Below are 1,346 nucleotides of genomic sequence, written 5' to 3'. Positions count from 1 at the left end.
GTGATTCTCCTATGGAAGCAATGATTGAACGGTGTGCTGGCCTAGATGTACACCAAGAAACAGTAGTAGCCTGTGTACTATTTGGTCCATTAGATAAAAAGCCAAAAACCTCTATTGAAACGTTTTCAACTACAACAACGGGACTCTTGGCTTTAAGTGATTGGCTAGCTACACTTCAGGTATCCGATGTTGTGATGGAAAGTACCGGAGTCTATTGGAAACCAATATGGAATATACTTGAAGGCTCTTTTCACCTTGTTCTTGCCAATGCCAGACATGTCAAAAATGTTCCAGGGCGTAAAACTGATGTGAAAGATGCCGAATGGCTTGCCAAGCTTCTAAGATGTGGACTTATTGAAAGCAATTTTGTTCCACCGGAGGATATTCGTGATTTACGAGATCTTACTCGTTATCGAAAAAAATTGATTCATCATCGCACTTCAGAGCAGAATCGCATTCACAAAATTCTTCAAGATGCTAATATCAAGCTAACATCCGTACTATCAGACATTTTTGGTGTATCGGGACGCCGTATCCTTGAAGCGATTCTAAACGGTGAAAAAATAGAGACCGATGGTCTTCGAAAAATGGTGGATTGGCGAACAAAAGCAAGTATTACTGACATTGCCAGTGCAATTAATGGTCGTATTCGCCGTCATCATCGTGATATGTTGCGTTACCATTGGGAGCATATGAGTTATTTAGAAAAAGCCATAGAAGAATTGGAAAAACAAATCGATCAACTCCTGTCCCCCTATCGTAAGGAAGTAGAATTATTGGATGGAATACCTGGTGTGAACAAAGCTGCCGCAGCTACATTTATTGCAGAGATGGGCGTTGATATGTCCGTATTTAAGTCAGCTAAACATCTTGCCTCTTGGGCTGGTGTGAGTCCCGGAAATTACGAAAGTGCTGGTAAAAAAAAAACGAGTAAAACCACACAAGGTAACAAAGCATTAAAAACGATGGCTGTAGAGTGTGTACTGGCAACCTCAAGGCAAAATAATCGAATTGCTTCACATCGAAAAAGGATTACCAAACGACAGGGAAAAATGAAGGGCCGAATTGCTTCTGCTCATTTACTTTTGACGATTGCTTACAACATCTTAAAAACAGGAGAACCCTATCATGAACTAGGCTCAAATTACCTTGAAGAAAAACAAATGAACAAAGAATTAAAAATGATCGAATACCTAAAAAAGAAAGGCTATACAATCGATCCATCAGAACAACAAACTGCATAACCAGTTAAAATAACGACATAGTACATTTACGTCCTTCAAAAAAATTAGAATTTGGTGGGCTTATTTTAGTATGGCCTTTCACGAATATGTTTTCATACAAAA

Annotated in this window: 1 protein-coding gene; it reads left to right on the top strand. The window is 39.0% G+C overall.

Features of this window, described 5'->3' with window-relative positions; translation table 11 throughout:
• On the top strand, positions 1–1,244 hold a 1,244-nt coding region (locus ACFX4X_RS25440), incomplete at its 5' end, for an IS110 family RNA-guided transposase (RefSeq protein WP_377387651.1).
• Positions 1,245–1,346: the final 102 nt, after the last annotated feature.

It is taken from the genome of Peribacillus sp. YIM B13481, assembly GCF_042787985.1.
Lineage (GTDB): Bacteria > Bacillota > Bacilli > Bacillales > DSM-1321 > Peribacillus > Peribacillus simplex_A.
This window is presented reverse-complemented; position numbering and strand designations above follow the sequence as displayed.